Origin of the sequence: Bacteroides ilei (assembly GCF_900128495.1) — a bacterium.
Taxonomy (GTDB): domain Bacteria; phylum Bacteroidota; class Bacteroidia; order Bacteroidales; family Bacteroidaceae; genus Phocaeicola; species Phocaeicola ilei.
This window is the reverse complement of the sequence record NZ_LT635801.1, coordinates 3,518,052-3,544,003: the sequence shown is the minus strand read 5'-3', so window position 1 is coordinate 3,544,003 and position 25,952 is coordinate 3,518,052. Positions and strand designations below refer to the sequence as shown.

At 45.0% G+C, this 25,952-nt stretch carries 20 protein-coding genes and 2 pseudogenes; 10 read left to right on the top strand and 12 right to left on the bottom strand.

What is annotated here, in order from left to right:
• Positions 1-22 precede the first annotated feature (22 nt).
• The 6 genes from BQ7489_RS15185 to ilvD all read right to left on the bottom strand — a co-directional run bounded on the left by BQ7489_RS15185 (position 23) and on the right by ilvD (position 9,160).
• The gene (locus BQ7489_RS15185) at positions 23-3,007 is read right to left on the bottom strand and encodes a SusC/RagA family TonB-linked outer membrane protein (RefSeq protein WP_072532229.1); all 2,985 of its coding nucleotides are present in this window, start codon (positions 3,005-3,007) and stop codon (positions 23-25) included.
• Positions 3,008-3,213: 206 nt separating this feature from the next.
• A complete protein-coding gene (gene ilvC / locus BQ7489_RS15180) occupies positions 3,214-4,257 on the bottom strand; it encodes a ketol-acid reductoisomerase (protein WP_072531760.1) in 1,044 nt (347 codons plus the stop codon).
• 50 nt (positions 4,258-4,307) lie between these two features.
• On the bottom strand, positions 4,308-5,051 hold the full coding sequence (locus BQ7489_RS15175; RefSeq protein WP_072531759.1) for an acyl-[acyl-carrier-protein] thioesterase: 744 nt from the start codon (positions 5,049-5,051) through the stop codon (positions 4,308-4,310).
• A gap of 15 nt (positions 5,052-5,066) precedes the next feature.
• Positions 5,067-5,624, bottom strand: a complete 558-nt coding sequence (ilvN, locus tag BQ7489_RS15170) for an acetolactate synthase small subunit (protein ID WP_072531758.1) — start codon at positions 5,622-5,624, stop codon at positions 5,067-5,069.
• A 16-nt stretch (positions 5,625-5,640) separates the two neighbouring features.
• Positions 5,641-7,344 carry a biosynthetic-type acetolactate synthase large subunit gene (ilvB, locus tag BQ7489_RS15165; RefSeq protein ID WP_072531757.1) on the bottom strand — a complete coding sequence of 568 codons (1,704 nt, stop codon included), beginning with the start codon at positions 7,342-7,344 and terminating at the stop codon, positions 5,641-5,643.
• A gap of 13 nt (positions 7,345-7,357) precedes the next feature.
• On the bottom strand, positions 7,358-9,160 hold the full coding sequence (gene ilvD, locus BQ7489_RS15160) for a dihydroxy-acid dehydratase (protein WP_072532228.1): 1,803 nt from the start codon (positions 9,158-9,160) through the stop codon (positions 7,358-7,360).
• A 492-nt stretch (positions 9,161-9,652) separates the two neighbouring features.
• Here ilvD and BQ7489_RS15155 point away from each other — a divergent pair, with 492 nt between their 5' ends.
• The 4 genes from BQ7489_RS15155 (at position 9,653) to rpsA (ending at position 13,897) form a co-directional block, all read left to right on the top strand.
• Positions 9,653-10,246, top strand: coding sequence for an FKBP-type peptidyl-prolyl cis-trans isomerase (locus BQ7489_RS15155; RefSeq protein WP_072531756.1), 594 nt, complete (start codon positions 9,653-9,655; stop codon positions 10,244-10,246).
• A 135-nt stretch (positions 10,247-10,381) separates the two neighbouring features.
• Complete coding sequence (locus tag BQ7489_RS15150; RefSeq protein ID WP_072531755.1) at positions 10,382-11,221, top strand: ATPase; 840 nt, start codon at positions 10,382-10,384, stop codon at positions 11,219-11,221.
• Positions 11,222-11,273: 52 nt separating this feature from the next.
• A complete protein-coding gene (locus BQ7489_RS15145) occupies positions 11,274-11,975 on the top strand; it encodes an SIMPL domain-containing protein (RefSeq protein WP_072531754.1) in 702 nt (233 codons plus the stop codon).
• A 140-nt stretch (positions 11,976-12,115) separates the two neighbouring features.
• The gene (gene rpsA, locus BQ7489_RS15140; protein WP_072531753.1) at positions 12,116-13,897 is read left to right on the top strand and encodes a 30S ribosomal protein S1; all 1,782 of its coding nucleotides are present in this window, start codon (positions 12,116-12,118) and stop codon (positions 13,895-13,897) included.
• A gap of 273 nt (positions 13,898-14,170) precedes the next feature.
• Here the strand turns inward: rpsA and BQ7489_RS15135 are convergent, their stop codons facing one another.
• The 5 genes and pseudogenes from BQ7489_RS15135 to BQ7489_RS15115 form a co-directional block, all read right to left on the bottom strand.
• Entirely contained in the window at positions 14,171-14,788 is a 618-nt protein-coding gene (locus BQ7489_RS15135) for a flavodoxin family protein (RefSeq protein WP_072532227.1), read from the bottom strand.
• A 400-nt stretch (positions 14,789-15,188) separates the two neighbouring features.
• On the bottom strand, positions 15,189-15,617 hold the full coding sequence (locus tag BQ7489_RS15130) for a hypothetical protein (RefSeq protein WP_072532226.1): 429 nt from the start codon (positions 15,615-15,617) through the stop codon (positions 15,189-15,191).
• Position 15,618: 1 nt separating this feature from the next.
• Positions 15,619-16,056: a GNAT family N-acetyltransferase gene (locus BQ7489_RS17680; protein ID WP_239496996.1), complete on the bottom strand. Its 438-nt coding sequence runs from the start codon at positions 16,054-16,056 to the stop codon at positions 15,619-15,621.
• A gap of 51 nt (positions 16,057-16,107) precedes the next feature.
• A pseudogene (locus BQ7489_RS17675) lies at positions 16,108-16,644 on the bottom strand (GNAT family N-acetyltransferase); the annotation flags it as partial.
• 9 nt (positions 16,645-16,653) lie between these two features.
• A complete protein-coding gene (locus BQ7489_RS15115; RefSeq protein ID WP_072531752.1) occupies positions 16,654-17,334 on the bottom strand; it encodes a zinc ribbon domain-containing protein in 681 nt (226 codons plus the stop codon).
• A gap of 451 nt (positions 17,335-17,785) precedes the next feature.
• On the opposite strand from BQ7489_RS15115, the gene BQ7489_RS15110 reads away from it, so the two are divergent.
• The gene (locus BQ7489_RS15110; protein ID WP_072531751.1) at positions 17,786-19,156 is read left to right on the top strand and encodes an ATP-binding protein; all 1,371 of its coding nucleotides are present in this window, start codon (positions 17,786-17,788) and stop codon (positions 19,154-19,156) included.
• A 59-nt stretch (positions 19,157-19,215) separates the two neighbouring features.
• A complete protein-coding gene (locus tag BQ7489_RS15105; RefSeq protein ID WP_239496964.1) occupies positions 19,216-22,005 on the top strand; it encodes a TOTE conflict system archaeo-eukaryotic primase domain-containing protein in 2,790 nt (929 codons plus the stop codon).
• Between the two features lie 198 nt (positions 22,006-22,203).
• On the opposite strand, the pseudogene BQ7489_RS15100 reads toward BQ7489_RS15105, so the two are convergent.
• A pseudogene (locus BQ7489_RS15100) lies at positions 22,204-23,244 on the bottom strand (phage integrase SAM-like domain-containing protein); the annotation flags it as partial.
• A gap of 280 nt (positions 23,245-23,524) precedes the next feature.
• On the opposite strand from BQ7489_RS15100, the gene BQ7489_RS15095 reads away from it, so the two are divergent.
• Genes BQ7489_RS15095 through BQ7489_RS15080 form a run of 4 tightly spaced genes read left to right on the top strand, consistent with a single transcriptional unit; the run spans position 23,525 to position 25,941 of the window.
• Positions 23,525-24,460 carry a ribonuclease Z gene (locus BQ7489_RS15095; RefSeq protein ID WP_072531748.1) on the top strand — a complete coding sequence of 312 codons (936 nt, stop codon included), beginning with the start codon at positions 23,525-23,527 and terminating at the stop codon, positions 24,458-24,460.
• A 55-nt stretch (positions 24,461-24,515) separates the two neighbouring features.
• Positions 24,516-25,067, top strand: coding sequence for an RNA polymerase sigma factor (locus BQ7489_RS15090; RefSeq protein ID WP_072531747.1), 552 nt, complete (start codon positions 24,516-24,518; stop codon positions 25,065-25,067).
• Positions 25,068-25,119: 52 nt separating this feature from the next.
• Positions 25,120-25,497 carry a hypothetical protein gene (locus tag BQ7489_RS15085; RefSeq protein ID WP_072531746.1) on the top strand — a complete coding sequence of 126 codons (378 nt, stop codon included), beginning with the start codon at positions 25,120-25,122 and terminating at the stop codon, positions 25,495-25,497.
• A 9-nt stretch (positions 25,498-25,506) separates the two neighbouring features.
• The gene (locus BQ7489_RS15080; RefSeq protein WP_072531745.1) at positions 25,507-25,941 is read left to right on the top strand and encodes a hypothetical protein; all 435 of its coding nucleotides are present in this window, start codon (positions 25,507-25,509) and stop codon (positions 25,939-25,941) included.
• Positions 25,942-25,952 lie beyond the last annotated feature (11 nt).

The following is a 25,952-nucleotide window of genomic DNA, read 5'->3' as shown; positions in this document are numbered from 1 at the left end:
GCTTTATTCTTTCTTTTTCAAATTAAAAACTGACTTTCAAACCTACCATGAAAGTACGTGTATGAGGATAATAATTGTCACGCCCTTGGATGCCTGGTGTCAATCCGCCCAAAGACACTTCAGGATCTGTTCCCTTATAGCCTGTTACCGTAAACACATTGTTACAAGTGGCATAGACAGAGAGGTTGCTGGCCCAATCGGATACCTTTCCGAAATTATAGGCAAGAGTCAATGTCGAAAGACGCAGGTAACTTCCGTTCTCCAGATACCTGTCGGACGGATATTGAGAATTCACATCTCCGTATTTCTGGTCGGTAAGTGCTTCCTTCAATACATTCTTACCTTGTGATATCAGACTGACCGTATTGTATTGTGCACGGAGAATATTGAAGATCTTATTACCCAACACCCCCTGGAAAAACATATTCAGAGACCAGTTCTTGTAAGTCAAGGTATTGTTCCATCCGTAAGTAAGCTTAGGCTGTGCACAACCCGTCTTGGTCTGGTCGGTTTCTGTAGGCTGTATGGTTGTCTCACCGGTACGCTCACCGGTTTCAGGATCATGTACATAAAATTGTGAGATTCCATCTTCATTATATCCAGCCCATTCATATGTATAGAACTGGCCGATAGGACATCCTTCCATAATACGCTGGAGATATACTCCCGAATTACTTGCTATATTTGAATCTGCCTGAGGAATATAATCTACCGAGAACTGCTGGTTTGACAATTTCTTAACGATATTCTTGTTATGTGAAAGGTTCAATGTGGTCTCCCATGTAAAATCTTTTGTCTTTACCGGAATTGCGTTGATTGTCACTTCAATACCCTTATTGCTGATGTCGCCCACATTTGCCGTCATTATATCGAACGGATAGCGGTTTGTAGAAACCGGATAATAATAGATCAGATCAGAAGTCCGCTTATCATAGTATTCGACAGTACCGTTCAAACGGTTATTAAAGAAACCGAAATCAAGTCCGATGTTGAACATTCCGGTACGTTCCCATTTCAAATCCGGATTCGAATTGCTGTTTGCTCCCAAAGTATGCTTGTTGGAGGTCACACCATTTGCATCCGTATATTGGAACCAACCGGAAACGCCATAGGTCTGTAAAGCTGTATACGCATCGAAACCAAGAGAGTTTCCACTAACACCATAACCCACATGCAAGTTCAGATTATCGAACACATTCATATTCTTGATGAACTCCTCTTCACTCAAACGCCATGAAGCCGATACAGATGGGAAAGTTGCCCAGCGGTTGTTCTTACCGAAGGCTGAAGAACCGTCACGACGTACAGTGGCCTGGAAATTATATTTGCTATTGAACGAATAGTTGGCACGTCCATACAATGAAATCATACGGAGAGTCGATTCTACCCCGCTTTCCACTCCGTTCATACCATCAATAGAATTGGCGTAACTAAGATTATAATATTTGACATAATCGTTATAGAAATCCTTTACCGTAACACCGAATCCATCGTTGGTATTCGTCTCTTCCCATGAATATCCTACCATAAGTCCCAGACGATGCTTGTCGGCAAACGTCTTCTGATAGTTCCCATACGTTTCAAAAACTTTCTTGTCTCCGAAATAAGTGTTACGACTGGCTTCCCCGTTACTGTTTACTATCTGGGATTTGGTCGAATGATAGATACTTTGAGTACTCTGGTCGGTCATGTACGAAAAATGAGCACTCCACGTCAATCCGTCTATAATCTTGAAATCGGCCTTACCGGTAATCTGCATCCGCTTATATACGGTTTTCTGGATATCTTCATAAATCATTGACAAAGGGTTATAATACTGAGAAACACTGTTCGAACGGAACCATGAACCGTCTTCATTCCGGACAGGCTGTGTAGGAGAATAATAGACCATGGCATCCGTAACACTGGCCCCGGATGATCCGGTCGGAACTTCATTGCTCGTAGTCTGACTTGCATTTACTCCAAGTGACAAGGTAAGATGATCTTTCAGCACCTCTGACTGCGCCAATGCCCTTGCCGTAAAACGTTCCATGTCAGTTCCGGTAATCACACCTTCATGACTCAAATAATTCAGACTCACATTATAGCTCGACTTTTCGCTTCCTCCGCTGACAGCCAAATTATGGCTATGCGACAAGCCGGTACGTTCTACCTCTTTCTGCCAGTCAGTATCCGCTCCCTCATCGCTGGTCAGCTCAAAATTATTGGTCTTAGCATAATTACGCAAATCGGAAGCCGTTGCCAAATCTAGGTCTTTTGCTACTTTTTCAACAGCCACATATCCGTTATAGCTCACATGGGCAGAACCTCTCTTTCCTTTCTTAGTTGTTACTATAATGACACCATTGGCAGCCTTAGAACCATAAATGGCCGTTGCTGTTGCGTCTTTCAGGACATCAATGGATTCAATATCATCGGCAGAGACCAATGACAGGTCAACTCCAGGAACACCATCCACTACATAATAAGGTTCCATAGCACCTTCTACCAAAGTTGACGCTCCACGTAATGTTATGCTAGGTGACTCATTCGGATTACTGCTTGTAGAGACTACCAGTCCGGCCACTTTTCCTTGAAGCATCTGTGCCGGAGTAATCATGACTCCCAAATTCAGATCCTCTGCCTTGACTGTAGTAATGGAACTGGTCACATCCTTTCGACGCATACTACCATAACCGACAACCACAACTTCATTCAAAACCTTGTTATCCTCCGATAAGACGACAACTTTACAAGATTTGGCAGCCAGCTCCTTATCGGCGAAACCGACATACGAAAACTTTAATTTTGCATCCGATTCCACTTCCAATGTATATTTACCGTCTATATCGGTAATTGTTCCATTGCCCGTTCCTACCTCAACAATACTCACACCTACCAACGGTTCCCCATTAGCATCCTTAACAATACCTGTTACCTTAATACCTGCAAATGCCATCGCATTCACAAACAACAAGGAAGCACAGACAAAAGCACGTCTATGCCCCCCAAAATTTAACTTATTCATGTAGCTTTCAAGCATAAAATATAAATGATTGGTTTAAATTCTGCTGCAAACTTATACCTTACGCTTGTTCACATCATTACATAGAAGTTAACATTCCGTTACATGAACCGGCAAAAAAATCCCCCTGCACCAGGGAAGACCCGACGCAGGAGGATTCCAGAAAAAATATATCAGGAGTAGATTTCCTCTACCCTTCCATATTCACATCAATTGTTTTCAGGACGAAGCTTACGTACTGTAACGGCAGTCTGCCACATTTCGCTTTCACGCAAAGCCTTCAATTCGGCATTCAGTTTCTCACGGTAATCCGGCTGAGAGTTTGCATCGATAGAAATCTGAGCTTCATGACCGCTCTTGACGCTTTGGTACAATTTTTCTACAACCGGTTTGATTGCATCGTGGAACGGGCCCATCCAGTCCAAAGCACCGCGCTGTGCCGTAGTAGAGCAGTTAGCGTACATCCAGTCCATACCGTTCTTTGCGAACAGAGGCATCAGTGACTGAGTCAGTTCCTCTACAGTTTCATTGAAGGCTTCAGAAGGTGAGTGACCGTTTTCACGCAACACTTCATACTGAGCCAGCAACAATCCCTGGATAGCTCCCATCAAAGAGCCACGTTCACCTGTCAGGTCAGAAGTTGCTTCGCGCTGGAATGTTGTTTCAAACAGGTAGCCGGAACCGATACCGATACCCAGGGCCAATGTACGGTCCATAGCCTTACCTGTAGCATCCTGATAAACGGCATATGAAGAATTCAAGCCACGACCTTCCAGGAACATGGTACGCAATGAAGTACCTGAACCTTTAGGAGCAACCATGATGACATCGATATCTTTAGGAGGAACAACGCCTGTACGGTCATTCCATGTAATAGCGAAACCATGAGAGAAATACAATGCCTTGCCTGCAGTCAGGTGTTTCTTGATTGTAGGCCATACAGACATTACAGCAGCATCAGAAAGCAGACACATGATGATAGTACCCTTCTCGCAAGCCTCTTCAATGCTGAACAGAGTTTCACCCGGTACCCATCCGTCGGCAACGGCCTTTTCATAAGTCTTGCCCTGACGCTGGCCTACGATTACATTAAAGCCATTGTCACGCAGGTTCAATGACTGTCCGGGACCCTGTACACCATAACCAAGAACTGCAATTGTTTCATCTTTCAAGATTTCACGTGCTTTTTCCAATGGAAATTCTTCGCGGGTTTCTACATTTTCAATAACACCGCCAAAATTCATTTTTGCCATTTTTACAATCTTTTTATCACAGCCCCGAAGAGCTGTATGTTATTAAAAAATCAAATAAATATCACTTTACTCCGAACGACAACTTCCGTACCGTTCTTCTTTACTTCAATATCGTATTCGTTTTCCGACATCCTGTCGCAATAGAAAGTCAACTTGTCACCGTAATAGCTTTCCGCAACATAAGCCATCTCAAAACGGCTGATACGTTTCGTACGGAACTGCTCCATAGGAAACAGATCCAGAATATGCTCAATGTACTTGATGCTGTTGACATGCCCGTTGACATCAATGTCACTGTAACAAGCCACATGTTCTCCAGCCACCTCTTTTTCCGCAACCTTGATACGGCCCGGTTTCCCGATCGGGCACTCTTTGTCACAAACGTAATTCAGGATACTTCCCTTGTGCAAGGTCAGCAGGTCCACCGGCTTACGGGTTTCAGTGCTGATCATCGCCCATATGGAACGGGCATATCCTATAGTCTTGCCGTCCTTGTCCAGAATGGCAAAATTACGGTCTGTAAACAAACGGTACACATTCTCGATCCATGTCTGTATACTGAACCGTTCATACTGAAGAGGCAGACGGTCCAATTCAATAGCCAGCCTCGACAAGACCCACGTATAATGATTTTCGTTCAGCTCGGCCATCCCGAACCCCCGCTCGGTGGCATGGAATCCGGCACAGTTCAAGAGATGGTTTCCCAATACTCCCATAGTCAGCTTCCCGGTAAAGTCCACATGAAACGGTTCGGCTATAAAACTGTAAGTCCCTATTTTATTCTCTTCAGCCATAAGGCAACTGTATTTTTATTGCTGTTTTTCCTTCTGATATCTTTCTTCACGATGAGCCAGATACTCGTTCACCCGTTCAAAACAGCTGGTTGAAACAGCTATCCTTCCTGAACGTACAAACTGCAGCACGCAATTCAGGGCTTTCAGTTCCTGATACATGTTCGTGATGTCCTCACTCATGCTTGTCAGCTCTACAATAGAGAAAGTAGGATTCACCTCCACAATATGTGCACTGTAACGACGTACCACTTTCGATGCTTCAGGATTCTTCTGGAACTCGGGAGTAGACACCTTATACATGGCCACTTCACGCTGGAAGATCTCATCGTCCGTAAAATAATGTGCCTGGATTACATCCAGCTTCTTCTCAATCTGCTTGACAACCTTTTCAACCGTATCCGGAGCTGTCCAGCAGGTAATGGTATATTTATGTACCCCCTTGATTGAAGAAGCCGAAACGTTCAGACTTTCAATATTGATCTGCCGGCGGGTGAACACAGCCGTTATCTGATTCAGGATACCGGCCAGATTCTCCGAATGAACAATTATCGTATATAATTTCTTATTTTCCATATATTATTACCTCTCATTAGCAATCCAAGTTCAACATCATGTAATTTACAGAACTTCCCGGAGGAGTCATCGGCAAGACATTGCCTTCCTCCACTACACATATTTCCAGCAGGAACGGCCCGTCTGTATTCAACATCTCCTGGATAGCATCATTCAGGTCAGCACGTTCAATAACCCGGCGCGAAGGTATTTCATAAGCGGAAGCGATCTTCATGTAGTCCGGATTCATCATCGGAGTAAATGAATAACGATGATTGAAGAACATGGCCTGCCACTGGCGTACATTACCCAGATAATTGTTATTCAACAGAATAATCTTTACAGGCGCCTTCTGTTCCATCACGGTTCCCAATTCCTGCATAGTCATCTGCAGGCCTCCGTCTCCCATGAATGCGCAAACCGTACGGCCGGGAGCACCAAAAGTAGCACCGATCGCTGCCGGCAGACAGAATCCCATGGTACCCATACCACCGGAAGTTACCACACTACGGTTCTTTGTATACTTGAAATAACGACAGGCAAACATCTGGTTCTGACCTACATCGGTCACCAGGATAGCCTCATTATGAGTAGCCTCACTCACGGCATGTACAGCTTCCCCCATGTTGATAGGACCTTCGGTAGGATAGACTTCCTTCTCGATAACCTCCTTGAATTCTTTTTCCTCGTATGGTTTGAAACTCTCTATCCATTCGGTATGTTTATGGCTTTGGATCAGTTCAGTAAGCAGCTTCAACGTACGTTTACAGTTACCCAGGATAGGGACATCAGCCTTGACGTTCTTGCTTATTTCAGAAGGATCCACATCCAGATGGATGATTTTAGCCTGCTTGGCATATGTATCCAGTTTACCGGTCACACGGTCATCAAAACGCATACCTACGGCTATCAGCACATCACATTCATTTGTCTTGACATTCGGCCCCAAATTACCATGCATACCCAGCATACCTTTGTTTAACGGATGATCGGAATGTAAAGCCGAAAGTCCCAGCAAGGTACATCCGCAAGGGATATCGGCTTTTTCAACGAAAGCTTTCAACTCTTCCTGGGCACCACCCAGCTCAACTCCCTGCCCTACAAGAACCAATGGCCTTTTTGATTCATTAATTAAAGTGACTGCTTCGGCTACCGCTTTCGGATCAGTTTCAGGATCCGGGTCATAACTGCGGATAAAATCCAACTTTACAGGTTCGAATTCTGTCAGATCCTGCTGGGCGTTCTTGGCAAAGTCAAGCACTACCGGTCCCGGACGTCCGCTACGGGCTATATAGAACGCGCGGGCAACGGCCCATGCCACATCATCGGCACGACGGATCTGATAGCTCCATTTTGAAATAGGCTGGGTAATACCCACCAGATCCACTTCCTGAAAAGCATCGGTACCCAACAATCCGGCACCTACCTGGCCGGCAATCACCACAATCGGCGTACTGTCAATCATGGCATCGGCTATACCTGTAATAGTATTGGTAGCACCCGGGCCGCTGGTTACCAGGCAGACACCTACTTCACCCGAAACACGGGCAAAGCCTTGTGCCGCATGGGCAGCTCCCTGTTCATGGCGTACCAGAATATGATTCAGTCTGTCAAGATGATCATACAAGGCATCGAAAACCGGCATGATAGCTCCACCCGGATAGCCGAAGATTGTCTTGACCCCTTCGGCTTCCAATGCCCTCATCAACGCTTCAGACCCTGATATTTTTTCCTTACTCATAGCATTTCATTTTTTAGTCAATAATTCTAACCCCACCCTTGTCGGCCGAACTTACCATGCTGGCGTAGGCCTTCAGGGCTTTCGAAACCTGGCGGTTACGGGTAACCGGTGCCATAGGACGGGCAGCCAGTTCCTCATCGCTCAACTTCACATTGATACTGCGGTTAGGGATATCTATTTCTATGATATCACCGCCTACAATCTTGCCTATGTTACCTCCGGCAGCTGCCTCCGGTGAAATATGGCCGATACTCAAGCCTGAGGTACCTCCACTGAAACGTCCGTCGGTAATCAACGCACATTCCTTACCCAGATGCCTTGATTTGATATAAGAGGTAGGATACAGCATTTCCTGCATACCCGGACCACCCTTAGGACCTTCGTGGGTAATGACAACCACATCACCACTCACAACCTTACCGCCCAGAATTCCTTCGCAGGCAGCTTCTTGTGAATCGAAAACCTTGGCCGGACCGGAGAACTTCCAGATACTCGGATCTACACCGGCTGTCTTCACGACGCAACCGTCCTGAGCTATATTCCCGAAAAGCACAGCCAAGCCACCGTCTTTACTGTAAGCGTGTTCCACGTCACGTATACATCCTTCGGCACGGTCGGTGTCCAGCGTGTCATAAGTCTTGCTCTGGGAACCCATCTTTGTACTGAAGACCCCTCCCGGCGCACTCGAATAGATACGCTGAGCTTCCGGATCAATTTCAGCCTTCAAGATACTGTATTTTTCAATGTCTTCACCCAATGTATGACCGTTCACACGCTTGCATGAAGTATCCAGCAATCCAGCCTTGTTCAGTTCTCCCAGAATATTCAGGATACCTCCCGCACGGTTACATTCCTGGATGGAATACTTCTGTGTATTCGGAGCCAGTTTGCAAAGACAGGGTACATGACGGCTCAAACGGTCGATATCGGCCATCTTGAAATCCACCCCACCCTCATTCGCTACAGCCAGCAGATGCAGTACCGTATTGGTAGAACCACCCATGGCGATATCCAGAGTCATGGCGTTAAGGAAAGCCTGACGGGTGGCTATGCTGCGTGGCAGCACGCTGTCGTCACCGTCTCTGTAGTATTTGAACGCATTCTCGACAATCAGTTTGGCAGCATCCTTGAAAAGCTGGATACGGTTGGTATGAGTGGCAAGGATAGTCCCGTTCCCAGGCAATGAAAATCCGATAGCCTCAGTCAGGGAGTTCATGGAATTGGCGGTAAACATACCGGAGCAACTGCCGCATCCCGGACAGGCACAACTTTCTATCTTGGCCATCTCTTCGTCACTTACAGTCGGGTCGGCCCCTTTGATCATGGCGGTAATCAGGTCGGCATTCTCTCCGTTCAGTTTATGTGCCTCCATCGGCCCGCCGGAAACAAATACCGCCGGAATATTCAGACGCATGGCTGCCATCAGCATACCCGGAGTAATCTTGTCACAGTTTGAAATGCAGATCATGGCATCAGCCTTATGTGCATTGACCATGTACTCCACGCTGTCTGCAATCAGGTCACGTGACGGCAGTGAATAAAGCATACCGTCATGCCCCATCGCTATACCGTCATCGATGGCTATTGTATTGAATTCGGCGGCATAACAGCCCAGTTTCTCGATTTCGGCCTTGACCAACTGGCCTATGTCATGAAGATGTGTATGTCCCGGAACGAACTGCGTGAACGAATTGACAATAGCAATGATAGGCTTACCCATCATCTCTCTTTTCATACCGTTGGCTACCCACAAAGCTCTGGCACCTGCCATCCGGCGGCCTTCCGTACTCATTGAACTGCGTAACTGGTGTTTCATCATAATTCCTTTCATTAAGTAAAAAGCCTCTCTCAGTGGTTGGGTGAGAAAGGCTTAAATACATATCCTTATGGTACAGCTACATACATGAACCTTTCTCACCTCTTGGTAACATAACCACGACGTGAATAATAGACAGGACTGCCAGGTTCACTAATATGTAAGTTGTAAATCCCATTTTGTTTCTTTATCGTTTTTTTAATTCTCGTGCAAAGGTAAAGGCTTTTTTCAAACAAACAAATAAAATGAAACTTTTTTTTCGTCTAAAATTACTATTCATAATACATCAACCCGTTTTAGCGTCAGATTACCACTAACCGTAAGGTATTACAATCTCTAACAAAAACAGTCAAAAAGTATGATAACCTGAAGTTTAAACCAAGGGAATGTTCTTTTTTAATATCATTTTCATCTGCCGGACAAGGAAATACGATTTTTATTTCGTAGCTTTGCAAGCTAAAACATCAATAAAAACAATTATTTTATCAAGACATGGAAAATAAATACATCACTGTAGCGTACAAGCTGTATGCTATTGCTGACGGCAAAAAAGAACTTCTGGAGGAAGCTCCCGCAGCACATCCTTTCCAGTTCATTTCAGGTATCGGATATACATTGGACCGATTCGAAAAGGAAATTACCGCTTTAAGCAAAGGAGACAGCTTCAACTTCACCATTCCCTGCAATGAAGCGTATGGCGAACGCGACGAAGACAACGTACGCCAGGTAAACAAGACTATGTTCTGTGACGCGGACGGGAAATTCGACAGCGACAATATCTTCCCTGGAAACATTATCATGCTGAACGATGCGGAAGGACACCATTTCTACGCCAATGTAGGCGAAATTACAGACGAAAAGGTCACCCTCGACCTGAACCACCCGCATGCGGGCAAGGACCTGATTTTCGAAGGTTCGGTCATTGAAATGCGTCCGGCCACCAACCAGGAAATCCAGGAAATCGTAAACCAGATGAGCGGCGGATGCTGTGGAGGCAGCTGCGGCGGATGTGGCGGCGGATGCGGTGAAGAAGAAGCCCATGACGGAAGCGGCTGCTGTGGAGGCGGCTGCGGACACTGTCACTAAAACTCCCCATAAGGCGAAGCAACGGTAGTCCGGTCCTGACATCCTACATTATTATTCAACGGATATCCAGACTAGGAATCCCGCCGCTCCGCCTTTTTCATTTTATTCCCCAACCTTAAAAATCCGAATAGCTTTATGATACTGATAGCCGACAGCGGTTCCACAAAGACGGACTGGTGCTATGGTTCCGGCACAGACGACTGCAAACTGATACAGACCGAGGGAATAAACCCTGTCCACCAGCCGGAAGAGACAATCCGTACAATCATAGAAAAAGGATTAATCCCCCAGCTACCGGCATCCGGAAGATGTACGGCCATCCATTTTTATGGGGCAGGCTGCATACCGACCCACACGGACGGCATCCGACACATTCTGGAAGAAAATTTTCCTTTTGCCGACGTATCGGTCGAAAGCGACCTGCTGGGAGCCGCACGCGCCTTATGCAAGAACCGTAAAGGAATAGCCTGCATCCTCGGAACCGGCTCGAATTCATGCCTGTACGACGGGAAAAAGATTACCCATAACATTTCACCGTTAGGCTACATCCTGGGCGATGAAGGAAGCGGCGCCTATCTGGGCAAACGCTTCATCGGCGACTGCCTGAAAGGACAATTGCCCGAAGTATTGAAACAAGGACTGCTAGAGAACCTGAAAATGACTCCGGCCGACATCATAGATCGGGTATACAGACAACCGCAGGCCAACAGATTCCTGGCCGGAATTACACCTTATATATATAGTCACAAGGAAATGGAACCGGTACACCGGTTTCTTACCGACTGTTTCAAGGAATTCTTTAAAAGGAACGTATTGCTTTATCCGGAAATATTGCCGGTGTCATTCGCTGGCTCTGTAGCATGGATATTCAAAGATGAAATCATGGAGGCGGCACACGCCTATAACCTTCCTGTAGGACTTTTCATCAAAAAACCGATAGACGAACTTACACGCTACCATTTTTCAAACGACTGACGCCAACCGATAAGATAAGACAAGACCATCATTAACTCTAAAACCAATTATCATGAGAAATTTCAGAACAGAAGCCGTTATCCTGACTATCGGCATCATTTTGCTGGGAGTATTTATCCAACGAGGATTCAAGGAATTCGCAGACAGAGACCGTAACGTCAACGTGAAAGGACTTGCCGAAATGGAGGTCCCGGCCGACAAAGTTACCTGGCCGCTCGTCTACAAAAGCCTGGGCAACGACCTCACCGCCCTGTACAGTGACATCAAAGCCAAGAACCAGACCATCATCCAGTTCCTGAAGGCAAAAGGAATCGATGAAAAGGAAATCAGTGTAAACGCTCCCGAAATCATCGACCTGGAAGCCGAACGCTACAGCAACAACAACTCCACTTTCCGTTATAACGTAACGGCGGTCATCACGGTTACATCCGACAAGGTAGACCTGGTGAGAGGACTGATTGCCGAACAGGGCGAACTGCTCCAGAAAGGCATAGCCGTTACCGGAGGAGACTACCGCTACAATGTACAATATGAATATACCGGGCTGAACAAGATCAAACCGCAGATGATTGAAGAAGCCACAAAAAATGCACGCGAAGCAGCCGAAAAGTTCGCCAAAGACTCGGAAAGCGAACTGGGCAAGATAAAGAGCGCAAGCCAAGGACAGTTTTCAATCACCGACAGAGACGCCAATACCCCCTACATCAAGAAGGTACGCGTGGTAACGACCGTAAACTATTCACTGGAAGATTAATATTTTTTATCAAGTCGTCTTCATGAATTTTTGCAGGAAATGTTTTATGTTCCAATTATTTGTCGTACCTTTGCGCGCGAATTTAGATAAACAATATAAAGTCTAACACAATTAGTTATTTAACAACTTATTATTAATTAATGGAAAACTTAAAGAACATCGCTCCTATTGAAGATTTCAACTGGGACGCTTATGAAAACGGTGACGCAGTAACCAATGTCAGCAAAGAAGACTTGGAGAAGGCTTATGACAGTACTTTGAACAAGATCAATGACCGTGAGGTTGTAGACGGTACTGTAATCGCAATGAACAAACGCGAAGTAGTAGTAAACATCGGTTACAAGTCAGACGGTATCATTCCGTTGAGCGAATTCCGTTACAATCCAGACCTGAAAGTAGGTGATACAGTAGAAGTATACATCGAAAACCAGGAAGACAAGAAAGGTCAGTTGATCTTGTCTCACAAGAAAGCTCGCGCTACCCGTTCTTGGGACCGTGTAAACGCAGCTCTTGAAAACGAAGAAATTATCAAAGGTTACATCAAGTGCCGTACTAAGGGCGGTATGATCGTTGACGTATTCGGTATCGAAGCATTCCTGCCGGGTTCTCAGATCGATGTTAAACCTATCCGTGACTACGATGTATTCGTAGGCAAGACTATGGAATTCAAGGTTGTAAAGATCAACCAGGAATTCAAGAACGTTGTTGTTTCTCACAAGGCTCTTATCGAAGCCGAACTGGAACAGCAGAAGAAAGAAATCATCAGCAAGCTTGAAAAAGGACAGGTACTTGAAGGTACTGTTAAAAATATCACATCTTACGGTGTATTCATCGACCTGGGTGGCGTAGACGGTCTGATCCACATCACAGACTTGTCTTGGGGCCGTGTAAGCGATCCTCGTGAAGTTGTTCAGTTGGATCAGAAACTGAACGTAGTTATCCTTGACTTCGATGACGAAAAGAAACGTATCGCTTTGGGTCTGAAGCAATTGACTCCGCACCCATGGGACAGCCTCGATCCTAACTTGAAGGTTGGCGACCATGTTAAGGGTAAAGTAGTGGTTATGGCCGACTACGGTGCATTCATCGAAATCGCTCCGGGTGTTGAAGGTCTGATCCACGTATCAGAAATGTCTTGGTCACAGCACCTGCGTTCAGCACAGGACTTCATGAAAGTCGGTGACGAAGTAGAAGCCGTAATCCTGACTCTGGACCGCGAAGAACGTAAGATGTCTTTGGGTATCAAACAGTTGAAACCAGATCCATGGGAATCAATCGAAGAAAAATATCCTGTAGGTTCCAAGCACGTAGCTAAAGTACGTAACTTCACAAACTTCGGTGTATTCGTAGAAATCGAAGAAGGTGTTGACGGTCTGATCCACATCTCTGACCTGTCATGGACAAAGAAGATCAAACACCCGTCAGAATTCACTCAAATCGGTGCCGACATCGATGTAGTTGTTCTGGAAATAGACAAGGAAAACCGTCGTCTGAGCTTAGGCCACAAGCAGTTGGAAGAAAACCCATGGGATGTATTCGAAACTGTATTTACAGTAGGTTCTATCCACGAAGGTACTATCATCGAAATGCTGGATAAAGGTGCAGTAGTTGCATTGCCTTACGGTGTTGAAGGCTTCGCTACTCCTAAACACCTGGTTAAGGAAGATGGAACACAGGCTCAGTTGGATGAAAAGTTGCCGTTCAAGGTAATTGAATTCAATAAGGACGCTAAACGTATCATCTTGTCTCACAGCCGTATTTTCGAAGATGCTGCCAAGGCAGAAGAAAAAGCAGAAAAGAAAGCAAAGAAGGCATCTAAGAAGGAAGAAACTCCGATGATCCAGAATCAGGCAGCTTCTACTACTTTGGGTGACATCGACGCTCTGGCTGCTTTGAAAGAACAGTTGGAAGGTAAGAAATAATCTAAGGCCCTCTAGAAATAGTGAAGGCTGTCCCAAACTGAGTTTGGGACAGCCTTTCTTTCTTTTTGACCGTATCCTTTCCGGATAAAACCGTACTATGACAAGAACCTGGCCTTTTATCTCCAAAGACTTGATGTTTCCATTCAAAGACCTTGAAGTTTTCTCCCATGGAACTTGAACTTTACAGATAAAGGACTTGGCATTTTCCCAAAAGACCTTCATCTTTTTTGTGAGGATTTATTTTCCTGTATGATTCAAATACCCCGTTCATAATCAGTCACGGATAAAGTGAGTAGGCGTCCATGGCTCCTGCTCCGGAATCGGCTCCCCACCCTGTTTCAGATTCTTCAGCATCCATGCCATATTACGGCCCAACGTACGCATCGTCTGCAAACCTTCTATATCTTTGACAGCTTCACCTGGAAGACGCCCATGGACACTATTCCAATATTGTGATGACACCACCGGCATATTATTGATGGTAAAATATTTATTCAGACGATCGAACGTAGCACTGGCTCCCCCACGACGACATACTGCAACACACGCCGCTGGCTTATAAGCAAGCAAGTCCCCGGCAGAATAGAACAGACGGTCGAGCAACGCACAAAGCGAACCGTTAGGACCAGCATAATAGACAGGAGATCCCACTACAATTCCATCGGCAGTCTCCAACTTTTCTCTGACCATATTATATAAATCATCATTAAACACGCAACGGCCTAACTCCACACAGCGTCCACAAGCGATGCAGCCTTGCACGGCTTTTACTCCGATGGATACAATCTCTGTCTCTATACCATTTCCGTTCAATGCTTTCGCCACCTCCGACAGAGCAATGAAGGCGTTTCCCTCCTTATGGGGGCTTCCATTAATAAGTAAAACTTTCATACATCTATTCCATTTTATACAAAGATACCAAATCTTCAGAAAAATATCCCGACTCACGTAATAACAATGCAGCATTTTATTAAATACAAATTGGAAAGCATAATTAAGGGCAATGAATTGGGACTTCATTTTTCCTTTTTTGCAAGGTTATTCCGGAGATTTTCCGTAAATCTGTATAAGGAATATACCCATCTGAAATCAAGAGAGTTAGAAGAATTACCTCGTTTTTAGGTAATGAGTTGGCAACTATCCCAATTGCCGTGGTCTGCATCGCTTTGCCTGTTCGGGTAACTCTTACGGATGCAAATATAGTGAAATATAGCAGGCAAAAAGAAAAATGGCTTTATTTTTCTTTTTGCCTGCTTACATTGTTTTATTCAATTAATAAGATGGATGTGCCCTATATCACTTCAATCCTTATCTTACAGTCCCTTTTACCTTGCAAAATGGAATGGCAGAGCATGACATTAAATTTCTGTTCTCTCCAAAGGCTTTGCATAGAATAAATGACACTCTGACGGGAACATTCACAGAGTAAAGGTGTAGTGATATAACCTTTCTTGCACAAATCGCAAGTACACGCTAAGAAAATAAGATGATATATACGCCCTTTCTCTACCACCTCTCCTTTTACTCCCGGTAAATCATTTGCCATTTGAAAGAAAACATCCAAGTCACCTTTTGCGTCCTCATAGAGTTTTCTATAAACGGAAAGCGTACCGCCATTCACACAATTCTTTCCGCATTCCGAAAAGAATTGTTCTCTTTGTTCTGCTGTAAGTTTAGCAATTCCTTTCTCAAATCCTTTGAACCAATCAGAGTTTCCCATATTATTCGATAACATTTAATGCCTTTTCCATTACATAGTTTGTCAGATACAGCTTTTTAGCTCTTGCTTTCTGTTCTCGTACCACTGTATAACCTCGTTTATCAAAAAAAGAACGTGCGGTGATGCTGACTTCGGCAGTAATTTTGGACACTCCGTATTCATGAGCTATCTTTTCTACTTCCGAAAGCAGCAAGGTTGCCACACCTTTTCCTTGCCAGTCCTTGTGGACAAACATGGAGTGCAGATAGCCGTTAGCATTCATAGAGGAAAGACCTACGATTCTACCTTGTCCGTCAAGCGCACCGATATAATTGTTCTTTGCAAGCAGCTCTTTCCAATGTTTTATGCTGTCACCGCACGAAGCCCAGTCTTCTACTTCCTCCTTCGTGTAGTCCTTGGAATTGATAGTAAGAACAGTGGCGCGGAACAATTCCCGCATTTCTGGAATGTCTTGTTCTGCCAACGAACGTATAGATAAATGTTGAGCAGATTCCCATTCCTCCTTCGTCATTCGCATAAAATGTTCCGTGCGAATATCCCCAAGAGGAGAAGTCTTGCCCTCTTCCGTATGATGGAAACGGAAACCACACTTCTCCATCACCCGGCGAGATTTTGTGTTGTCGTCATAGTAGCCGCACCAGACGGCAGTTATTCCCAAATCCTCAAAGCATCGTTTAATCAGACGGCGCACGGCTTCAGGTATTAAACCCTGTCCCCAATACGGCTTGCCTATCCAATAACCTATCTCTGCCTCATTCTCCTGCATTTCGGCACTGTGCAGACCATCCCCGAACATGATGCCTATGCTCCCGACCGGTTCATCTGTTTCTTTCAAGACTACTGCGTAAGTTTCGGGAGCAGCAAAGACAGTACGGATGATGTTCAGACTATCTTCCACGGAAGTATGGGGTGGCCAGCCCGCAATAGGCCCGATTGCAGGGTCTTGAGCGTATTTATATAAAGCCTTAGCATCGGATTCTTGCCAAGGTCGCAGTATAAGCCTATCTGTGACTATTTCTTTAATCATTGTCTAATATCAGATGTTAGAGTGAGAAAATTCGCCGTTAATCCAAAAGGTTGCTTCCTTGCCAATAAAGTGTAGAAGTACATAATTTGGGCCACTTGGTCCACCACAAAAATGATGAATGAGCCAGTCTTTCCACATTTCCTTGCGGATAGTCTCGTTAGTGACTACTTCTACCGTACCACGCAGGGCAACGCCATCCCCATAGTAATCGTAGCAAAGACCCGCCTTGTTGTTCGTCCTAAAATCATTCACTTTCACGGAATCTGCACTTGTCGCCATCCAAACCTCGTGGAAACCTCTTGCACCTATCTTGGACATCTGCACGGGGCGGGGATAACCGTTGGCGTCAATGGAAACGATGGTCACGTTCTCGCATTGGGAAAGCAAATGCGTTGCTTTTTCCGCCAGTGTCCGTTCATCCTTTTCCTTCCACCGTTTCAGGTGTGGAAAGTATTGGAGCATTTGTTCTTTTGCTTGTATGGGAGTCAGCTTATATTCAGCCTGCACATTCCATTGGTCAAAGAATTGCAGGCAAAACTCTATCATTTGGGTCATTGTAAACTCTTGGGTAAACTCACCATTTTTGTAGCAATAGACGCAATAATCTTCACTACGGCTTCCATCGACATTTGTTCCTCTGTTCTCATCTGTCAAGGGCATACCGCAACTTTGGCTAAATTGTTGTTCCATATATGTTTACTATTCAATGCCTGTCAGTCCCTTTACAGGCGGTTATAAAATGCAAGAGCGTGGAACTGCAATGCTACCACGTCTAAGTTGGAGGTCGTAGGAAACCTTTGGCACAGATATGATAATAGCAGCCCACGCTATAGCGTGAGAACCATTATGCCATCTCTTGTGCCAAGTCCGAAATTTCCTACGTTTCCAACTTACAAGATAAGCATACCGCTTCTTCTTTTTTTCTCGTATGTTTCGGAAAGAGGGGGTAAAGTTTGGATGATGTAAATCGGTGGCACAATGTATTCGCTTTTCAATGTGGCGATATACCAATGTCAAACTACAGATTGGAATAAAAACATCCTAAAGTTCTTTACAATCCAAGAAAAAGTGTATTTTTGCAAGCGCAATAACCTTGAATATGTGAAATGTCAATGTAAAAATAAAGATGAATGCGTGAATTATGAGAAGAAAGATATACGATAAACTGTTGGAATGGAAGAAGAACCATAAAGGTGATACCGCCCTTCTGATAGAAGGAGCCAGACGTATAGGAAAAAGCTATATCGTGGAAGAATTCGCACGTAAGGAATATGCGTCTTACATTTTGGTGGATTTCAGTAAGGTAAATCCGCAAGTGATGGAGTTTTTCAACCTTTATTTGGATGACCTCGACATGCTTTTCATGAATTTGGAGCTTTACTTCAGGCGGAAGCTTACTCCACGTCAAACGAAAGACGAAGAAGCCCGTTCTTTAGTCATATTCGATGAAGTACAGTTTTGTCCTCGTGCCCGTGCAGCCATCAAGCATTTGGTGGCGGACCGACGTTATGATTACATTGAGACGGGTTCACTGATTTCGATTAAGAAGAATGTCAAGGACATTATGCTGCCTTCCGAAGAACACGCCATCGAAATGTTTCCGATGGACTTTGAGGAATTTTTGTGGGCTATGGGAGACGAGATGCTGATGCCTTACATACAGATGCGGTTTGACAAACGTCTTCCTATGGAGGCTTTCCACCGCCGGGCAATGGATTATTTCCGGCAATACTTGATTGTCGGGGGTATGCCGCAGGCTGTCGCCAAATATGTGGAAACGCGGGATTTTGAAAAGGTAGATGAGGTGAAGCGTGACATATTGGCTCTTTATCGCAATGACATTCACAAATATGCAGACAATCAGGAAACCAAAGTTGCCGCTATTTTTGAGGAAATACCGGGACAGTTGCAGAAACATGAAAAGAAGTTTGTTTTGTCCGCCTTGCAGAGCGAAGCCCGTATGCGTGACTATTCGCAGGCTTTCTTTTGGTTAAGTGACGCCAAAATCATTAACTGCTGTTATAACTCAACGGAGCCTAGTATCGGGCTGAAACTGAATGAAGAACGCACCACGCTGAAATGCTACATGGGCGATACCGGACTGCTCATCAGCCATGCTTTCGACGAGCGGGGAATAGTAAGTGCAGACCTTTATCGGAAGCTGATGTTTGACAAGCTGGAAGTGAACGAAGGTATGCTGGTGGAGAACATCGTAGCGCAGATGCTTCGTGCGGCAGGACACAAACTTTATTTCTTCAGCAACAGTTCACGGACATCGGCAGATGACCGCATGGAGATTGATTTCCTGATAGCCAAACCTGTAACGACCAGCAGGCATAATATTTCCCCCATAGAGGTGAAGTCCGGGCAACGTTACACACTGAATTCATTGAGAAAGTGCATAGCCAAGTATGGCTCCCAGTTATCCACACCCTACGTGCTTCACGACAAGGATGTGAAAACAGAAGATGGCATTGTGTACCTACCTTTATATATGACACCGTTGCTTTGAATGATATGGGAAAACAGCTTACATACCAAGAACTGTTGGCGGCATACAACAAACTTCTTATGGAAAATGAGCTTCTTCATAAGGAGGTAGACAGACTACAGTCTTTGCTCTGCAGCAAAGGTACTCACTTGACACAACCCATTATAAAGCGACATTTGTCTTTGGAAGAAAAAGTGGATGTGTTCCGCAATCTCTTCAAAGGACGTGAGGATGTATTCGCGCGGAGATGGTACAGCCGGACAAGCGGAAAATCCGGCTACCAGCCTGTATGTCGGAACGAATGGGATAGGCAATTGTGTGACAAGAAAAGATATAAATGTACGGAATGCCCCAACAGGGCTTTCAAGCCCTTGGAGTATGAGGATATCTATCGACATCTTGAAGGGAAGAGTTCGGACGGGCAGGATGTAATCGGTGCCTATGCCATTCTTGCCGACAATACGTGTAACTTCCTGTGCGCGGATTTTGATGACAAGTCATGCGAACATGGATACAAGAAAGATGTGTTGGCGTATGTCGGGGTCTGCAAGGATTGGAATGTTCCTTGCTCCATTGAACGCTCCCGTTCCGGGAACGGCGCACATGTTTGGATGTTCTTTGAACAGCCGTTGCCTGCATCCAAGGCACGAAGGCTTGGAAATACGATATTGACGGAAGCGACAGAAAGATACGGAAGGATGGACTTCAAATCATACGACCGTTTCTTTCCTAATCAGGACAGGTTGCCTGATGGAGGATTCGGCAATTTGGTGGCGTTGCCACTGCAAGGCAAAGCCCGCAAGGAAGGGAACAGCGTGTTTGTGGACGAAAACTTCATGGCATACGAAGACCAATGGAATTATTTGCTTGAAATAAAACGGATATCCGAAGTGGCGGTTGACGCAATATTGGCAAAACATGAAACGGCTTCGGAATTGGGCGAGTTGTCTACTACCAGCGAGTCGAAACCTTGGGAGACACCTGTGCCTCAAAAGATTACTCAAAATGATTTCCCTGCCAATCCCGTCCTCATACGCTCCAATATGCTGTATATCCCCTTACAGGGATTTTCTGCAAAGGTCGTGAACCACCTAAAACGAACCGCGTCATTCAAAAATCCGGAGTTTTATGCCAGACAAGGTATGCGATTGTCCACTTACAATATTCCTCGCATCATCTCTTGTGCCGATATGGAAGACGATTACATTGCAATGCCTCGTGGATGTGAAGATGCGGTCGTTACACTTTTGGAAGATAACCAAGTAACTTATCGTATAGAAGACAAGACCTACCAAGGGAAGAATATAACTGTAGAGTTTAAAGGCAAGCTTCGTGAAGAACAGAAAGCGGCCATAACCAACTTGACTGCCCATAACAACGGAGTATTGAATGCCACCACCGCATTTGGCAAGACGGTTACGGCGATCGGTTTGATTGCTGAGCGGCAAGTAAACACGTTGATACTTGTACACACAAAAGCCTTGCTGGCCCAATGGAAATCCCGCTTGGAAGAATTCCTGCAAATAGACTTTACGGAAGATGCCCTTCTTAAGAAACGTGGTCGTAGGAAAGTCTTTTCGCCATTCGGAACATTGGATTCCAATGGAAATTCACTGCATGGAAAAATAGACATAGCCTTGATGCAATCCTGCTTGGAAGACAGTGGGGTAAAACCTTTTGTCCGGGATTACGGAATGTTGATTGTGGACGAATGCCATCATGTGTCAGCGGTAAATTTTGAACGGATACTGAAGTATGCCAACGCTCGCTATGTCTATGGATTGACAGCCACCTCAATCCGCAAGGACGGACATCAGCCTATCATCTTCATGCAATGCGGCCCAATCCGTTATTCGGCAGACGCAAAAGCTCAAATGGCATCCCAGACATTCACACGTCTGCTTGTTCATCGCTTTACTTCTTATAGGGAGTTGACGGATGATAAGTCCACTTATGCCCGGATGGTTCAGAAAATGGCTGAAGATGAAAATAGGAACGGACTTATAATAGAGGATGTATGCGTGGCTCTGAAAGAAGGACGTTCACCAATTGTACTGACCAACCTTACCGCCCATGTCAAAACATTGGCAAACGCGTTAATACCACACTGTAAACATGTGGTTACTCTTGTCGGTTCCGAATCGGCAAAGGAGAAGCGTCAGAAAATGGAATACTTGCAAAACATGCCACTATCGGAACCGCTTGTTATAGTAGCAACCGGGAAATATGTGGGTGAGGGTTTCGACTATCCCCGGTTGGACACCTTGTTCTTGGCATTGCCTGTCTCATGGAAAGGTATCATCGCGCAATATTCCGGACGGCTGCATCGGGAATATCCGGGTAAGAAAGAAGTTCAGATTTACGATTACATCGACATTCGCGTGCCGATGTGTGATGTGATGTACAAGCGTAGATTGAGAGGATATGCATCTGTCGGTTATCAGATTAAGTCAAACGCGCCAATAGACTTGTTCAACGAAAGTCAAAGCGTTATTTTTAATGGACATACATACCAAAGTGAATTTTTCAAGGATTTACACCAGGCAAAGCGTTCGGTTGTCATTTCCGCTACAAAACTTTGGTTTGCCAAGCACTCTTCCGTACTTGAGATGCTAAAAGAACTATCGGCGCGGGGTGTGGAAGTTGTCGCTTTTATCAAAAGTAATTTGGAAAAAGAGGAAAAGCTAAAAGGCATAGGAGCAAGTATTAGGATTAATGACACATTGGCTATTGACGTTGCAATCATTGACAAATCCCTGATATGGTATGGCAATATTAACTATCTTGGTTACAACACAGATGAAAACAATGCCATACGTATTTATGATTCAGCTTTGGCAGAGAATGTTTTGGAAGTGCTTTATACGTAACGCTAAATTTTCTCTATTTTTCAGAGGAATAACTTTGGTAATAAGGGATAAAAACACTACTTTTGCAAATGAGAGAAGCGTTCTTTTGATTAGTGCAGAACATTGTAGAATATAGAAGCCCGCTGGTTTCCATATCGTTACCTGTTAAGCTGATAATCTTTGTAAGTTTCTTGTTTTCAATGAGTAAAAAGAAATGATATGTCTTGAGCAATGAAAGCTGATTTTCTTGGTGATGCCGCATTCCTTTATCATCTTTCCCATACGCTTGCATATTGACCAATAGTTGAGATTGGGGAATACAAGATTGTTTTCCTGAAAAGCCTTGTAACGCTCGATTATCTGCAAGGGAATATCCAGCAGCTTCACCTGAAACGGTACACCCGTCTTGTGTCGTTTGGAAATAATCCATTTCTCACCGTTCACTTCCACAATCTGGTTGTTGCTTAATTCCTTTATATCCACGAATGAGAGGGCGGTAAAACTGGCGAAAACAAAAATATCACGGAGATAGGAGTTCTTGGGGTCTTTGAACTGAAATTCCATCAATGTTTTCAGCTCATTCTCCGTCAGATATTCACGCTCTTTCGTGTTCGGGCTTATATGGAACTGGGCAAACGGATTTCTCGGTATATGTCCGTTGAAATGTGCCCGCATCACCACACCTTTCAGCCACATGCAGTTTTCCCATATCGAACCGTTGTGCAGTCCGGCTTCGTTGGAAAGGAACACGGCGAACTCCTTGATGAAGTCGGGCGTAAGTTCAGGCATGGAGATGTCGTTCCGCTTGTAATGTGACCTGATGAATGCTGCCACATGGTTTCTTGCCCGCATCCTTGCCATATAGGTAGCCCTGACCCTGTCTTTTCCGACACGCTTCTTGAACACTTCATTTTCCTTGTCGAAAGCACTGAGCAATGTTTCATACTCACCGCCCAATCCCTGATAGGCATTGCGAACCATTTCTGCCGTTACATACGCTTCACGGTCGGATATACGCTGGTAATGCTTGATGATTTGAGCCTTGATGTTGTCAAGTGCAAGATTAGTCTCCCTCGCTTCCAGACTCTTGCCCTTTGCCTTGTTCCCTTTGGCATCCCAAAGCTCTTTCGGGATAGTCCGCTTGCAGCTGAACTGTGCTACCGTACCATTAATTGTAACCCGTCCCATGATGGGGACAATTCCGTTCTTTTCCTTACTGCCGTTCACGTAGAACAGCACCTTGAATGTGCTTCTTGCCATACTCGTTTCTTTTTGGTTGCAAAACTATAAATCAACGAGTTACCTATTGATAAGCAAAGCTGCGCAGAACGCCGCAAAATGAAACAAGGACTGTTAAATCTGCACTTTCATCGGGTAATGATTAGGAAACCGTTCTTTTGCTTTAATCTGCTTTAAGACGGTTTTCAATTGTCTGCCCAACTTCTGCGTTTTTCTTCTAACTCCCTAATTATCAAATCCTGTTGCGTTAATCTGCTGCAATTCGGCGGATATTCCAGATATTTTCCGTAAGTTTGTACACATGGAAAAGTTCGAAGTCAACATACTAGGATGCGGTTCGGCTCTGCCTACAACCCGACATCAGGCTACATCGCAAGTAGTAAACATACGGGAGAAGCTGTTTATGATAGACTGCGGCGAAGGTACACAGGTACAGCTGAGACGTTCACGGTTAAAATTCAGCCGGTTGAACCATATCTTCATCTCTCACCTTCACGGCGACCATTGCTTCGGCCTGATAGGACTGATCTCTACATTCGGCATGCTGGAACGCACGGCCGACCTGCATATCCATTGTCATCCTGAACTCGAACGTCTCCTTACCCCACAGATTGACTTCTTCTGCCAGGGCATGTCTTATAAAGTGATATTCCACCCTATCAATCCTAGCGAAAAGGCCATTATCTATGACGACCGTTCCGTCAGCGTAGAAACCATTCCTTTGCGCCACCGGGTGCCGACCTGCGGTTTTCTGTTCTGTGAAAAACCGACCCCGAACCATATCAAGAGAGACATGACCGATTTCTATAAAGTACCAGTCTGCCTGCTCAACCGCATCAAGAACGGCGAGGATTTCGTTACGGAGGAAGGAGAAGTGATACCGAACTCACGGCTCACCACTCCTTCAGACCCACCACGTTCCTACGCCTATTGCTCGGATACCGTCTACCTGCCCCGGATAACCGAACAGATAGAAGGGGTGGACCTGTTGTTCCACGAAGCTACATTTGCCGAGACGGAACTGACCCGTGCCAGACAGACATTACATACTACAGCCCGCCAGGCAGCCTGCATAGCAAGAGACGCAAAGGTAAAGAAACTGGTAATCGGACATTTTTCGGCACGGTACGACAACGAAGACCAACTGCTGGAAGAAGCCCGGGCCATCTTCCCGAATACGGTCCTGGCACAAGAAAATCTGCAACTTACAATTCAGCCGTCTGTTAAAGAAGGCTAATGAAGTTAACCCCCCAAAAGTACAGGCATCTAACACAACGAACAGGAATCTGACCATGAGCAAATATAATGAAGAAGAGATAATAGAACAACTGCAAGACCCTTCACTGCAAAGGAAAGCTTTCGGTGAAGTGGTCAAGGAATACAGCGAACAGCTGTATTGGCAGATCAGGCGGATGGTGTTGTCGCACGAAGACGCAAACGATCTGCTGCAGAATACTTTCATCAAGGCATGGAGTAATCTGGAATATTTCCGTGGTGACGCAAAAATGTCAACATGGCTGTACCGGATAGCCTTGAACGAATGTCTCAACTTCCTGAACAAACAACGGGCGCAGAACCAGATGTCACTTGAAGACGCAGAGACCAACATGGTAAACAAACTGGAAAGTGACCCCTATTTTGACGGAGACGAAACGCAGCTGCTGTTTGAAAAGGCAATACAGACTTTGCCCGAAAAACAACGTATGGTATTCAACCTGAAATATTTTCAGGAAATGAAATATGAGGACATGTCTGAAATTCTGGGTACAAGTGTAGGAGCCCTGAAAGCTTCATACCACCACGCAGTAAAAAAAATCCAGGATTTTTTAAAGACAAACGATTAAACCTTTTACACAAATAAATATCTAAAGAGTACAACAAAGGAGGATAACGAATATGAAGGAAGAAAACGAATTATTAAAGAAATACGGAAAGAAAAATCCGTATCGGGTACCCGAAGGATATTTCTCCGGTTTTGCTGACAACCTGATGGAACGTCTTCCTGAAAAAGAAGTTCCGGAAACTCCTCATATCTCTATGTGGAACCGTGTAAAGCCATGGATCTACATGGCTGCCATGTTTGTAGGACTGATGTTCACCGTACGTGTCATTACAGACCGGAAACCGTCGGTACAGGACCCCTCGGTACCACAGGCTGAAAACATATCCGAACTGCCGGATGAAGTGCTTGACCCTATCGTAAACCAAACCATGATGGACGATTATGAACTCTATCAATACCTGACAGATGCGACACCGTCTATCTATAATTAACATTCATGTATGAAACCAATAAAGAAACAGGCGTATATCCTGATATTGCTTCTGTGTGCATCGGTCAGCCTATACGCGCAAAAGAAACTGAGCAGAGAGGAATTCAGGGCGCGTCAGGAAGCTTTTCTGACAGAAAAAGCGAATCTGACCAGTCAGGAAGCCAAACAGTTTTTCCCGCTCTACTTCGAACTACAGGACAAGAAAAGCCAATGCAACAAAGAGGCCTGGCGGAAAATCCGCAAAGGGAAAGAAGCTAACCTGAGCGACAAGGAGTATAATGACATCGTAGAGGCTGTCATCCAGTCACGGATTACGGCCGACCAGCTGGATCTGGAATATGTACGGAAATTCAAGAAGATCCTGCCGGCAAAAAAAATATACGATATCCAACGTGCTGAAATGAGATTCCACCGCGAACTGTTGAAGCCGCAGAAAAAGAAATGAACAAAAAAAAC

Bases quoted from the DNA above. Each gene is read 5' to 3' on its own strand.
- BQ7489_RS15185 (WP_072532229.1), bottom strand. From the start codon at position 3,007: ATGAATAAGTTAAATTTTGGGGGGCATAGACGTGCTTTTGTCTGTGCT.
- ilvC (WP_072531760.1), bottom strand. From the start codon at position 4,257: ATGGCAAAAATGAATTTTGGCGGTGTTATTGAAAATGTAGAAACCCGC.
- BQ7489_RS15175 (WP_072531759.1), bottom strand. From the start codon at position 5,051: ATGGCTGAAGAGAATAAAATAGGGACTTACAGTTTTATAGCCGAACCG.
- ilvN (WP_072531758.1), bottom strand. From the start codon at position 5,624: ATGGAAAATAAGAAATTATATACGATAATTGTTCATTCGGAGAATCTG.
- ilvB (WP_072531757.1), bottom strand. From the start codon at position 7,344: ATGAGTAAGGAAAAAATATCAGGGTCTGAAGCGTTGATGAGGGCATTG.
- ilvD (WP_072532228.1), bottom strand. From the start codon at position 9,160: ATGAAACACCAGTTACGCAGTTCAATGAGTACGGAAGGCCGCCGGATG.
- BQ7489_RS15155 (WP_072531756.1), top strand. From the start codon at position 9,653: ATGGAAAATAAATACATCACTGTAGCGTACAAGCTGTATGCTATTGCT.
- BQ7489_RS15150 (WP_072531755.1), top strand. From the start codon at position 10,382: ATGATACTGATAGCCGACAGCGGTTCCACAAAGACGGACTGGTGCTAT.
- BQ7489_RS15145 (WP_072531754.1), top strand. From the start codon at position 11,274: ATGAGAAATTTCAGAACAGAAGCCGTTATCCTGACTATCGGCATCATT.
- rpsA (WP_072531753.1), top strand. From the start codon at position 12,116: ATGGAAAACTTAAAGAACATCGCTCCTATTGAAGATTTCAACTGGGAC.
- BQ7489_RS15135 (WP_072532227.1), bottom strand. From the start codon at position 14,788: ATGAAAGTTTTACTTATTAATGGAAGCCCCCATAAGGAGGGAAACGCC.
- BQ7489_RS15130 (WP_072532226.1), bottom strand. From the start codon at position 15,617: ATGGGAAACTCTGATTGGTTCAAAGGATTTGAGAAAGGAATTGCTAAA.
- BQ7489_RS17680 (WP_239496996.1), bottom strand. From the start codon at position 16,056: ATGCGGGAATTGTTCCGCGCCACTGTTCTTACTATCAATTCCAAGGAC.
- BQ7489_RS15115 (WP_072531752.1), bottom strand. From the start codon at position 17,334: ATGGAACAACAATTTAGCCAAAGTTGCGGTATGCCCTTGACAGATGAG.
- BQ7489_RS15110 (WP_072531751.1), top strand. From the start codon at position 17,786: ATGAGAAGAAAGATATACGATAAACTGTTGGAATGGAAGAAGAACCAT.
- BQ7489_RS15105 (WP_239496964.1), top strand. From the start codon at position 19,216: ATGGAAAATGAGCTTCTTCATAAGGAGGTAGACAGACTACAGTCTTTG.
- BQ7489_RS15095 (WP_072531748.1), top strand. From the start codon at position 23,525: ATGGAAAAGTTCGAAGTCAACATACTAGGATGCGGTTCGGCTCTGCCT.
- BQ7489_RS15090 (WP_072531747.1), top strand. From the start codon at position 24,516: ATGAGCAAATATAATGAAGAAGAGATAATAGAACAACTGCAAGACCCT.
- BQ7489_RS15085 (WP_072531746.1), top strand. From the start codon at position 25,120: ATGAAGGAAGAAAACGAATTATTAAAGAAATACGGAAAGAAAAATCCG.
- BQ7489_RS15080 (WP_072531745.1), top strand. From the start codon at position 25,507: ATGAAACCAATAAAGAAACAGGCGTATATCCTGATATTGCTTCTGTGT.